Annotated in this window: 11 protein-coding genes; 4 read left to right on the top strand and 7 right to left on the bottom strand. The window is 61.4% G+C overall.

What is annotated here, in order from left to right:
• The first annotated feature begins 30 nt into the window (after positions 1-30).
• Positions 31-735 (top strand): GntR family transcriptional regulator, encoded by a 705-nt coding sequence (locus AF337_RS39050; RefSeq protein WP_049736356.1) that lies wholly within the window; start codon positions 31-33, stop codon positions 733-735.
• 112 nt (positions 736-847) lie between these two features.
• Positions 848-1,816 (top strand): dihydrodipicolinate synthase family protein, encoded by a 969-nt coding sequence (locus AF337_RS39045; RefSeq protein WP_049736355.1) that lies wholly within the window; start codon positions 848-850, stop codon positions 1,814-1,816.
• A 72-nt stretch (positions 1,817-1,888) separates the two neighbouring features.
• Here AF337_RS39045 and AF337_RS39040 read toward each other — a convergent pair whose 3' ends face one another.
• Positions 1,889-2,923 carry an Ldh family oxidoreductase gene (locus tag AF337_RS39040; protein WP_049736358.1) on the bottom strand — a complete coding sequence of 345 codons (1,035 nt, stop codon included), beginning with the start codon at positions 2,921-2,923 and terminating at the stop codon, positions 1,889-1,891.
• Between the two features lie 138 nt (positions 2,924-3,061).
• Here AF337_RS39040 and AF337_RS39035 point away from each other — a divergent pair, with 138 nt between their 5' ends.
• Positions 3,062-3,301, top strand: coding sequence for a ribbon-helix-helix domain-containing protein (locus AF337_RS39035; protein WP_049736354.1), 240 nt, complete (start codon positions 3,062-3,064; stop codon positions 3,299-3,301).
• Positions 3,302-3,342: 41 nt separating this feature from the next.
• Here the strand turns inward: AF337_RS39035 and rbsK are convergent, their stop codons facing one another.
• The 6 genes from rbsK to AF337_RS39005 all read right to left on the bottom strand — a co-directional run bounded on the left by rbsK (position 3,343) and on the right by AF337_RS39005 (position 9,564).
• Entirely contained in the window at positions 3,343-4,272 is a 930-nt protein-coding gene (gene rbsK, locus AF337_RS39030; protein ID WP_049736353.1) for a ribokinase, read from the bottom strand.
• Positions 4,269-4,730 (bottom strand): RbsD/FucU family protein, encoded by a 462-nt coding sequence (locus AF337_RS39025; RefSeq protein WP_049736352.1) that lies wholly within the window; start codon positions 4,728-4,730, stop codon positions 4,269-4,271. Before AF337_RS39025 ends, rbsK begins: the two co-directional genes overlap by 4 nt.
• A gap of 43 nt (positions 4,731-4,773) precedes the next feature.
• Positions 4,774-5,802: a LacI family DNA-binding transcriptional regulator gene (locus AF337_RS39020; RefSeq protein ID WP_049736357.1), complete on the bottom strand. Its 1,029-nt coding sequence runs from the start codon at positions 5,800-5,802 to the stop codon at positions 4,774-4,776.
• A gap of 16 nt (positions 5,803-5,818) precedes the next feature.
• Complete coding sequence (locus tag AF337_RS39015) at positions 5,819-6,730, bottom strand: carbohydrate ABC transporter permease (RefSeq protein ID WP_049736351.1); 912 nt, start codon at positions 6,728-6,730, stop codon at positions 5,819-5,821.
• A complete protein-coding gene (locus AF337_RS39010; protein ID WP_049736350.1) occupies positions 6,730-7,848 on the bottom strand; it encodes a carbohydrate ABC transporter permease in 1,119 nt (372 codons plus the stop codon). The genes AF337_RS39015 and AF337_RS39010 overlap by 1 nt, the downstream gene beginning before the upstream one ends.
• A 72-nt stretch (positions 7,849-7,920) precedes the next feature.
• On the bottom strand, positions 7,921-9,564 hold the full coding sequence (locus AF337_RS39005) for an extracellular solute-binding protein (protein ID WP_049736349.1): 1,644 nt from the start codon (positions 9,562-9,564) through the stop codon (positions 7,921-7,923).
• 338 nt (positions 9,565-9,902) lie between these two features.
• On the opposite strand from AF337_RS39005, the gene AF337_RS39000 reads away from it, so the two are divergent.
• Positions 9,903-10,295, top strand: a 393-nt coding sequence (locus tag AF337_RS39000) for an ABC transporter ATP-binding protein (protein WP_152971372.1), incomplete at its 3' end; no start/stop codon positions are given.

Here is a 10,295-nt window from a genome sequence, read left to right as displayed (position 1 = left end):
GTATTTGTCCTGTCGACAAGAGGAGTTTTTATGCCCGACATCGACCCCGGTTCTCTTCCAGAACGCAAGCGCGGCTCCGGCGTGAAAATGGTCTACGACCTGCTGCGCGATGAGATACTCGACCTCAAGCTCGCCCCCGGCAGCCCGATCGACGAGGTGCAGTTGGCGGAGCGGTTCAAGATGTCGCGGACACCGATCCGCGAGGCGCTTGTCCGCCTAGCCGGTGACGGGCTGATAGAAACGCTGCCGAACCGCTCGACCATGGTGTCGAATATCGATTTTCTCAATCTCAGTACATTCTTCGACGCCCTCGTCCTGATGTATCGGGTAACGACGCGGCTGGCGGCGCAGAACCATCGCGCCGAGGACCTGCCCTCCATCCGTCGTTTCCACGAGGACTATTCGGCGGCGATCGAAGCGCGCGACACGTCGGCGATGATCGCGACCAACGCCGCCTTCCACGCCGCCATCGCCGAGGCCGGGCGCAACCCCTACTTCGCCGGGCTTTTTCGCCGGCTGCTCGATGAAGGCCGGCGCATTCTCCGCCTTTACTACCAGTCCTACGACGAACATTTCCCGCAGCAGTTCGTCGATGAACATGCCGAGATCATTGCCGCGATCGAGGCACGGGATCTCGAGGCTGCCGATCGTCTGGGCAAGGTTCACGCCGAGCAGATTGTCGCCCAGGTGCAGAAGCTTTTCAGCCGCACCGGCAAGCTCGACATCGCACTATAATAGGTTTTGTATTTTTCTTGTCGACAAATAGAACACAAGATGTTATCTCCATCCGCGAACAGGTCGGCGACCTTTGCCGATCCAGCCTCCCCCAGCGCTGAAGGAGATCGACATGAAGGCCACAATTTTTTCCGGCGTCATTCCCGCCCTGATGACGCCCTGCAAGGATGACCGTACGCCAGACTTCGACGCGCTGGTGGGCAAGGGCAAGGAATTGATCGAAAAGGGCATGTCCGCCGTCGTCTATTGCGGCTCGATGGGGGACTGGCCGCTGCTGACGGATGAGCAGCGCATGCAGGGGGTAGAGCGTCTGGTGAAGGCCGGTATCCCGGTCATCGTCGGCACCGGCGCCGTCAACACCGCCTCTGCCGTCGCGCACGCCGCGCACGCCCAGAAGGTCGGCGCCCAGGGCCTCATGGTGATCCCGCGCGTCCTGTCGCGCGGCACGGTCGTCGCCGCCCAGAAGAACCACTTCAAAGCTATCCTTTCGGCCGCCCCGAACCTGCCGGCCGTCATCTACAACAGCCCCTATTACGGTTTTGCCACTCGCGCCGACCTGTTCTTCGCGCTCCGCGAGGAGCACAAGAACCTCGTCGGCTTCAAGGAATTCGGCGGTGCGGCTGACATGCGCTATGCGGCCGAAAACATCACCAGCCGCGACGATGACGTCTCGCTGATGATCGGCGTCGACACCTGCGTCTTCCACGGCTTCGTCAACTGCGGCGCCGTCGGGGCGATCACCGGCATCGGCTGCGTGCTGCCGAAGGAAATCATCCACATGTGCAACCTCGCCCAGGCTGCGGCCGCCGGCGATCCGGATGCCCGCCAGCGCGCGCTGGAACTGGAATCGGCGCTCGCCGTGCTCTCTTCTTTCGATGAAGGCCCGGACCTGGTTCTCTACTTCAAGCACATGATGGTGCTGAAGGGTGATCGGGAATACACGCTGAACTTCAACGAGACGGACGTGCTCTCCGAAAGCCAGCGCGGCTATGTCGAAAGCCAGCTCAAGCTGTTTGACACCTGGTACGCCGAATGGAGCAAGCTGCCGGGCGCGGTGCAGACGCATAAAGCCTCTGCGTAATCCATCGGTTTAAGCTGACGGCCCTCCTCGCGGAGGGCCTACTCATTTGTAGATCAGAGAAAAACGACGCTGTCAGGAGACCGCGTCGAGACCTTTGTCGAGAAGACGGTCAAGCAGTTCCAGCTCGGCTGCCGTCAGTACGACGCCTTCCGTCTCGGACTTCCGGCGGGCGGCGAAGCGGCGTTGCGAAGGCAGGCGGGCGCCGCTGCCGACGATCGCCTCGAAGAGCAGTTCGGCACGAGCGAAGGGATCACCAGGCCGGCCGGCGGCAAAGGCTTGCGGCGACATGGCGATGATGAGTTCGCCATGGAACGGGGCGAGTGTCGTCGTGCCGAGATAGTCGAGCACCTCAGGGCTGGTGAGATCGCCGATCATGATGCCGGCGAGCAGTTCGATCATCGTGCCGATGGCCGATCCCTTGTGTCCGCCGAAGGGCAGCATGGCGCCCGCAAGCGCGGCTTCCGGATCGGTCGTCGGATTGCCGTCGGCATCGATCGCCCAGCCCTCGGGAAGCTGCTTGCCGGCGCGGCGGTGCAGCTCGATTTCTCCGCGGGCGGCGACGGAGGTCGCAAAGTCGAAAACGTATGGCGAGGTGTCCTTGCGCGGCCAGCCGAAGGCGAAGGGGTTCGTGCCGAGCAGCGGCTTGTTGCCGCCGGCGGGCGCGACGGTCGCATAGCTCGGGCACATGACGAGGCCGGCAAGGCCCTCCTTGGTCACCGCCTCCACCTCAGGCCAGAGCGCCGAGAAGTGGCTGCAATCATTGATGACGAGGGCGGCAATGCCGAGCTTGCGTGTGCGTTCGGCAAGCGCCGGCAGGCCGAGTTCGAAGGCCGCGTTGGCGAAGCCGCCGTCGGCATTGACCTTGACGATAGCCGACCCCTCGTTGAGGTCCAGCTTCGGCATCGCGTCCGGCTTCACCTTGCCTGATTTGACGGTGCGCAACGCGCCCTCGATACGGTAGATGCCGTGCGATTTGCAGGCGTCGCGCTCACCGGCGACGATGACGCGGGCAAGCGCTCCGGCCTGTATGGCGTTGAGCCCGGCCTTGCGGAAGATGGCTTCGACACGGCCATGCAGGTCGGCTATCGGCAAGGTGGTGTTCGTCATGCTGCGTTTCTCCTCGGCCAGGGTTTCATGGGACATTTATCCTGCATACATATAGTATGCAGGATAAATCAACGTTCGCAATTCGCCCGGTGGCAAATTTGCCAGGACACTCCCGCGTTTCCTGGCTATCGTAGCCTCATGAGCACCATGAATATCTCGCTGCCGGAGAACCTGAAGCACTTCGTCGATCAGCAGGTCGTCGGCCGAGGTTATGGCACCTGTAGCGAATACGTATGCGAGTTGATCCGCCGCGACAGAGATCGGCAGCATTTGCGCGATCTCCTGCTCGAGGGTGCTGCATCCAAGACGACCGAGCCAGTCGATGCCAGCTATTTCGACAATTTACGCGACCGCGCCTCGAGACAAAGCTCCAAGTGACCGCAAGGTCCGGTTCCCCTGAATTCCCTTGCGATGTTCAATCACGACGAGCCCAGCAGGGCGTTGATCTCGGCGCGCGACGGCATGGCGGGGGCTGTGCCCGGCCGGGTTACGGCGATTGCAGCGGTCGCAGAGCCGAAACGGACGGCCTCGCTCGGCGTCTGTCCTTCCGAAATCGCCGTCGCGAAACCGCCGAGAAAGGCGTCCCCTGCCCCGGTGGTGTCGATGACATTTCCTGCCGAGAATGCAGGGACGAATTCGCTCTGATCGGCGGTGTGATAGTAAGCGCCGCGTCCGCCAAGGGTGATGACCGCCGCCCGCGCCCCTCGATCGAGCAGGGCGCGGCCGGCCGCACGGACCTGCTCATCGGTTGTGATCGCATGACCCACCAATTCGGCGGCTTCCACCTCGTTGGGTACGATGAAATCGCACAGGCCGTAGATTTCGTCCGGAATGGCTCGCGCCGGCGCGGGATTGAAGATCGTCGTGACCCCTGCCCTTTTCGCCATCGTGAGGCCATGCAAGGCGGCCTCGAGCGGCTGTTCGAGCTGCGTCATGAAAATCGCGGCGCTTTCGATCGCCGCCCGGTTCGCTTCGACGTCTTCGATGCCGATAAGGCCCGCGGCACCCGGCACGACGATGATGGCATTGTCGCCGCTTACCTCGTCGACGAAGATGAAGGCAGCACCACTGGAAACACCATCCATCTTCATCACATTGGCTTTGACACCCGCCTGCGAATAGGCCGCAAGGGCCATCTCGCCGAACGGGTCGTTGCCGACCCGTGAGATGAAGGTCACCTTACCGCCGGCCTTTGCCGCGGCGATTGCCTGGTTGGAGCCCTTGCCTCCCGGCCCGAGCGTGAAACCCGATCCCATCAGCGTCTCGGCAATATAAGGCAGGCGTTTTGCCTTATAGGCGGTGTCGGCTGCAAAAATGCCGAGAATGACGATCCCGCTTTTCTCGCTCATCTAAGAGCCTCCGCCGCTGGAATGACACCCTTGGTCAGAAGGAAGCATCCGTAGAAGCGCAGTTCCCCCGTTGCGATGACGCAATAGGCCTTTTTGGCGATGTCATAGAAGGCCATCCGTTCGACAGGATACATCGGCGATGGTTTACCTTCGGCGCGGTCGACGATCGCCTGCACTTCCTGCTGGATTGGCGGAATTTCACCCGGCTTGCCAATCACTTCCATGCGGCCGACCGAAGGCTGGATCGGCGTGTCCAGCGGCAAGACCGAAAGGATAGCATCGATCGCCTGCGGCGCGGGAATATTTTCCATGGTCAGCAGCGTCCCCAGGCGAGTCTGCCGGGCAATCGAATCCGACGGAAAATTCATGTCTGAGATGACGAGATAATCGCCATGTCCCATGTTGCAAAGTGCTTGAAGAATGTCGCCGTTGAGTTCGGCCCGAATTCCCTTGAGCATCGATCTTCCATCCTTTTCTCGTCGCCGGAGCACCGGCTCTGCTTCAATTCGTATGGCCGGCGCTATCGGCCTTGGGTTGCGGGCACGGGCCGCTGGAACCGCGCACGATCAGTGATCCGTCGACCATTTCGTCTTCCGCACCCGGTGGTTCCGCCAAGAGAAGGCCGACCGCGCGCCGCGCCAGCATGTCGGCCGGCTGACGTATGGTCGTCAGCCTGGGAACGACGAGATTGGCGAGCGAAATATCGTCGAAGCCTGTCACCGACAGTTTTCGCGGCACGTCGATCTTGAGGTCTCGCGCGGCGCGCAGCGCGCCGATGGCCTGCTGATCGCTGGCAGCCGCAATCGCCGTCGGCCGATCCTGGGACGGGCGCGAAAGCAGGTCGCGGGCAATTCTTTCACCGGACTCGTAGTCGAACCTGCCATAGGCAATTTCCAGTTCAACGGGTTCGCCTGTTTTGCCGAACCCGTCCATGCGGCCGACAAAACCCTCCTTGCGCATGCGCCCTGCCTCGGTATCGGCCGGCCCGGCAATATAGGCGATGCGGCGGTGCCCGAGCCCGTAGAGATGGTCGGCAATCAGCGCAGCTGCCTGCGCATGGTTGGTCGACACAAGGGGAAAGGTGCCGAAGCGCCGGTCCAGCGATATGATCGGCACCGATGCCGGCAGATCGAGGCCTGAACCGTCGCTCGAAGCCACCACGATGATGCCGCGCACCGACCGGTGGAGAAAGGCTGAAACGTGGCTCTGCTCCGCCTCGCGATCGTCATGCGAGCTTGCCAGCATCAGGCTATGCGCACGCTCGAGCGCCGCACGCTCGACGCTTGCCGCAAGCTGCGCAAAGAACGGATTGGTGATATCGGGAACGATCAGGCCGATGACATCGGTTCTGCTGGTGCGCAGCGCTCTCGCGGTGACGTTGGGGCGATAACCGAGCGCCGAAATAGCGTCGTTGACCTTGTCCCGCAGCATGGGTTTGACCGCGGCTTCGCCCGACAGCACGCGCGAAACGGTGCCGACAGAGACGCCTGCATATTCGGCAACATCCTTGACTGTCGGCATCTTTGGCATGTTCGACATCCCGCAGCTACTTGACGGCGCCCGCGGTCATCCCGGCAATGATGTGCTTTTCCAGGACGACGCCGACGACGACAAGCGGAAGGATGCCGGCGGTGGAAAGGGCAGCCATCGACCACCAGTTGATGCCCTGGCTGCCTGTCTGGCTGGCAATCATCACCGGCAGCGTGTTGGTATTGGTGGAGGTCAGCAGTGCGGCGAAGAAATATTCGTTCCAGCACAGGATCAGCGCCAGGAGGAACGCAGCCACCATGCCCGGCAGAACCAGCGGCACGATGATGCGGGCAAAAGCGCCCCAGACCGACAGACCATCGACGAGCGCTGCCTCCTCCAGCTCCACCGGGATGGTGGCGAACTGATCGCGCATGATCCAGACGACGATCGGCAGGACCATCAGCGTATAGACCGCGATCATGCCGGCATAAGTGTCGAGCAGCGCCAGTTCCTTATAGAGAACCAGGAACGGCAGGGCGAGGACGACCGGCGGCATGATCAGCTGCGACAGGAAGAAAAAGGAAATGTCGGAATTGCGCATATGGCCGAACTTGTAGGAAAAGCGGCTGAGGCCGTAGGCGGCCAGCGATCCGAGCACGACCGCAAGCGCGGATGCCGCAACCGAGATGATGATGCTGTTCCAGAGCCGGCGCATAAATTCGTCGCGCACCGTCGATACCTGGGAGATCGTATCGGGAGAGAGCCCGAGCGAGCGCCAGCCGAGCCAGCTGGGCGTAAAGTTGAACCAGGGAACCAGATTGCCGCGCATGACATCGGCGGCTGTTTTGAACGAGGTCGAAACCGTCCAGAACAGCGGGAAGATGCAGACACACGCCCAGGTGACGAGCAAGCCGTAGACGGCCAGACGCATGGCCCACCATCGAATGCGCTGAGCCCGCCCGTATTTTTCGAAATCGATGCGAACCATCAGAGCCTTCCTGTCATCCGCTTCACGATACGGTCTGCGATTTTCATCAGCCCCGTCATCCCGAAGACGATGATCACCAGATAGACGAGCGCGAGCAAGGTACCGTATCCGACATTCGACCGGTCGCGGTATTCACGATAGATGAAACTGGTGACGGAATCGGTCGCGCCGCCGGGGCCTCCCGACGTCACCGTGATGATGATGTCGGCGAGCTTGAGCTTGAAGATCACGCGGATCATCACCGCCGTCACCGACACCGGCAGCATGAGCGGGAAAGTAACCTTCCAGAAGCGCTGCCATTTGGTGGCCCCATCGACTTCGGCCGCCTCCAGCACCTCCCTGGACAAGCCCTGCAATCCAGCAAGCAGCATGATCATCATGAAGGGAATGAAGGTCCAGGCATCCATGATCATGATCGACAGCTTCGCCGTCAGCGGATCGCCGAAGAAGGAGGGATTTTCCCAGCCAAGCCAGCGGGCGAAGCGCGCGATCGGGCCGAAACGAGTCTCCAGCATCGACTTGCCGACCATCCAGCTCACCGCGACCGGCGACAGCATCAAAGGGATGAGGAAGGTGACCCGCCAGAATTTTCGCGCGATAATTTCCTGGTTGAGGAGCAGCGCCAGTCCGAAGGCGATCGCATATTCGACTACGATCGCCAGGCAATAAAGGATCATGTTCAGCAGGGCATTGGCATAGAACGGATCGGCGATCATCCGGCGCACATTGTCGAGCCCATTGAAGCGCCGCCCGGTCGAGGAGGCGAGGTTCCAATCGGAAAAGCCGATCCAGAGCGCAAAGAGCAGCGGGAAGACCACCATCGACACGACGAAAAGCGCGGCCGGCAGAACAAAAAGCGCCTTCTTGCCCGGCTCGCCGTAGATGACGACGCGCGTTACGCAAAGAACGGCGGCCCAGAGAAAATAGGCATAAAGAACCGGCCGCCAGTTCGCAAAACCCCAACCGGTCCAGCCCAGTTCATGGATGCCCTGCAAGACAAAGGATGTGATGAACCATATGGCGCTGAGCCATAGAGCCGTGCGGCCCCAGAAACGACGGCTCGCGGAAATGGAGCCGGCTTCGACCGTGTGCAGCAGGTCGCCTTCGACTGTCGACATGATTTTCCTCGTCCGGACAGAATGGGCGCCGGCGAACCGCTTCCGGTCCGCCGGCGTATTGGTGTCAAACGATCAGAGCCCGAGGCTCGCCCGATAGAGTTTCAGCTGGCTGTCGCGGCCGATCTGGTCGGTGATCTTTTCCCAGGCGGCCGCAATCGCATCCGCGGTCTCCTGCGCCGACTTGTACTGTCCGGCAAAGCCCTTTGCCAATTCGTCCTCGGCGACGGAATAATATTGGAAGATACCGGGGATGCGCGGTTCGATGGCGGCGTTCGGGTGGTTGTAGCTGTCGGCGTTCGAACCCAGATAGTCCTCGATATAGGCGCGGTCGTAACCTGCCTTTTCCCATTCGTCGTAGTTGAAGTTGGACTGGCGGTAAGGCTGGAAACCGGAGGGATAGGCCGACGTCCAGAGCGACAGATCCTTGCCGCCGAGATGGGCGGCAGCGGACCAGGCCGCCTTGCGCTTCTTCTCGTCGCCGGAGACCTGCTTGGTGACATAGATGCCCCAGCCGAGATAGGCCATGTTGGGCGCTTCGTTATACTTGTCTTCCCACTGCCCGGTCTTGCGGTTGTAGACCCGGTTGGAGCCGCGGTTGATGCCGAAGCCGACCACATCGCCCACGACCGACGAGTCCGAAGTGCGCGCGCTGGAGCCGACATCGCCCCACCACATCAGCATGGCGCCGGTGCCCGCCAGGAACTGCGAGAAGGCCGTGGTGCCGGGGTCGGCATTGATCTGATCGGCCGGATAGGCCTTGGCCGCGATCAGATCCAGGACGTCCTGGATCGCCTGGACCCATGCGGGGTTATTGACCAGCGGCTTCATGTTTTCGGGATCGAACAGCCAGGCCGGATCACCCGGATATTTGGCATAGGCCGTCGCGCGGTTCTCGATGAAATAGAAGCCGAAACCGCCCCAGCCCTTGAGCGGGTCGAGATAGCCGTAGGCCGGCTGGCCGGTCAGCGGATCGGTCTTGCCGATCAGCGCCTTGGAGGCCGCGTTGACCTCCTGCCAGGTCTTCGGCGGCTCGGCCATGCCGCTGATGGAGCCCTCTCCGAAATAATCCTTGCGATAGGCGAAGGTGTGGCAGTCGCCGTCGATCGTGACGCGATAGGTCTTGCCGCCCCAGGTGCCGACCGGCGGCTTCAGGTAACTCACCAGGTCGTCGGCCTCGATCTGCTTTGCAGCCCAGTCCGGCATCTCGTCCAGCAGCCCGCGTCCGGCAGTGTCGCCTTCGAACGGGGCGCCCATTTCCAGAATGTCGAAATCGACGGTGCCGGTCGCGATCGATTGCTGAAGGCGGGCGTTGTAGTCGGCCTGTGCAAGGTCGATCCAGTTGATCTTGGCGCCGGTATAAGCCTCCCAGGGCTTCAGGAAGCCGCGGAACAGGAAGTTGTGCAGGTTCTGATTGTTGAGCCCCATGAAGGTCAGCTCGACACCGGCAAATTCGCCCTGCTTGACGTTGGCCTTGGTCGGGCCGAGGCAGAGTTCGCCGACTTTCTGCCAGTCCGCATCCGTCGGCGAGCCCTTGCCGACGCCCGGAATCTGCAGGATCCGGGCGCGCAGATCGTCGGCGGCGGCAATCGCCATGCCGGGAATTCCGCCCATCGCACCGGATAGACCGAGCAGAGCCGCAGCGCTCGCCGTTCCGCGCAGGACGTCGCGGCGACTTGCCTGACGGCGCATCAATGCATCGTATATTTCGACTTTCATACTTTCCTCCTCCACGTTTTTGCGCTGCCGCCAGCCATCTTTCCGGATTGGCTCCGGTCCGATTTTCGCACTGGTCTCGTGCAGAACTATCTGGTAAACAAAAAAATGAAACGTTTCATATTGATGTTCGAAACCGCTCCTCTCGGCCTCGCCAGCGAGAATTAGACGGCAAGCGGCAAAAGTCAACAAGAAATGAAACGTTTCATGGAGGAGGTCCTACGGTATCTCAAGCAATGGCGGAACGCGGTTCCCCCGAGCCCAATGCCGTGGATAATTGTCAAGCGATGCATATCCCTTGGGACCGCCCCTGGGGTGGTCGGAAAGCGATTGGGAGGCATATGGCTGAGGTCAATATTTCAGAGGCGCGCAAGGCCTATGGCGCCGTAAATATCCTGCATGGCGTCGATATCGACATTCGCAACGGCGAGTTTGTGGTGCTCGTCGGCCCGTCCGGTTGCGGCAAATCGACATTGCTGCGCATGGTCGCGGGGCTCGAAAGCATCACCGGCGGGACCATCTCGATCGGCGGAAAGGTCGTCAACAACCTGCCGCCGAAGGATCGCGACATCGCCATGGTCTTTCAGAGCTATGCGCTCTATCCGCATAAAACCGTTGCCGAAAACATGGTCTTTGCGCTCCGTCTGCAGAAGCAGCCTGCCGATATCATCAAGCAGCGGCTGCAGGCGGCGGCCGAAACCCTCGACCTCGTGCCCTATCTCGACCGCTATCCG

The organism is Rhizobium ecuadorense (assembly GCF_001187535.1).
In the GTDB taxonomy this organism is placed as follows: Bacteria; Pseudomonadota; Alphaproteobacteria; order Rhizobiales; family Rhizobiaceae; genus Rhizobium; species Rhizobium ecuadorense.
This window is presented reverse-complemented; position numbering and strand designations above follow the sequence as displayed.

Coding starts and splice junctions, on each gene's coding strand:
- AF337_RS39025 (WP_049736352.1), bottom strand. CDS start 4,730: ATGCTCAAGGGAATTCGGGCCGAACTCAACGGCGACATTCTTCAAGCA.
- rbsK (WP_049736353.1), bottom strand. CDS start 4,272: ATGAGCGAGAAAAGCGGGATCGTCATTCTCGGCATTTTTGCAGCCGAC.
- AF337_RS39020 (WP_049736357.1), bottom strand. CDS start 5,802: ATGCCAAAGATGCCGACAGTCAAGGATGTTGCCGAATATGCAGGCGTC.
- AF337_RS39045 (WP_049736355.1), top strand. CDS start 848: ATGAAGGCCACAATTTTTTCCGGCGTCATTCCCGCCCTGATGACGCCC.
- AF337_RS39010 (WP_049736350.1), bottom strand. CDS start 7,848: ATGTCGACAGTCGAAGGCGACCTGCTGCACACGGTCGAAGCCGGCTCC.
- AF337_RS39050 (WP_049736356.1), top strand. CDS start 31: ATGCCCGACATCGACCCCGGTTCTCTTCCAGAACGCAAGCGCGGCTCC.
- AF337_RS39015 (WP_049736351.1), bottom strand. CDS start 6,730: ATGGTTCGCATCGATTTCGAAAAATACGGGCGGGCTCAGCGCATTCGA.
- AF337_RS39035 (WP_049736354.1), top strand. CDS start 3,062: ATGAGCACCATGAATATCTCGCTGCCGGAGAACCTGAAGCACTTCGTC.
- AF337_RS39005 (WP_049736349.1), bottom strand. CDS start 9,564: ATGAAAGTCGAAATATACGATGCATTGATGCGCCGTCAGGCAAGTCGC.
- AF337_RS39040 (WP_049736358.1), bottom strand. CDS start 2,923: ATGACGAACACCACCTTGCCGATAGCCGACCTGCATGGCCGTGTCGAA.